The 358-nt window shown below is 61.7% G+C and carries 1 pseudogene; it reads right to left on the bottom strand.

The annotated features are described in order from the left end of the window. Nucleotides 1-358: pseudogene (locus tag IB235_RS24880) on the bottom strand (transposase); the annotation flags it as partial.

The following is a 358-nucleotide window of genomic DNA, read 5'->3' as shown; positions in this document are numbered from 1 at the left end:
CGTAAACGCGGCGGTAGCCATAGCGCACACGCGTCTCACAGATCTCCCTGATCCGCCGTTTCAGCTCTGCCGGATCGGTGCGGCGGGATTTGTAGTGGTAGCTCGAGCAGTCAAATCGCAAGGCCCCACATGCCCTACGGATCGAAACCGCCCAGTCTGCACACATCCCGCGAACCAGTTCACGCGACCGCGCCGGCTTCAGAGCTTTCGCCGAACGACGTCCTGCAACATCTGCCGGTCGAGCGTCAGGTCCGCCACGATCCGTTTCAGCCGCGCGTTCTCGTCCTCAAGCTGCTTCAACCGCCGCATCTCGTCGGGCAGCAGCCCGCCATACTTCTTCTTCCAGGCAAAATAGGTC

Origin of the sequence: Paracoccus sp. PAR01, assembly GCF_014851995.1 — a bacterium.
Lineage (GTDB): Bacteria > Pseudomonadota > Alphaproteobacteria > Rhodobacterales > Rhodobacteraceae > Paracoccus > Paracoccus litorisediminis.
Note: the sequence above shows the minus strand (reverse complement) of the source record. Positions and strands in the feature narration are given on the sequence as shown.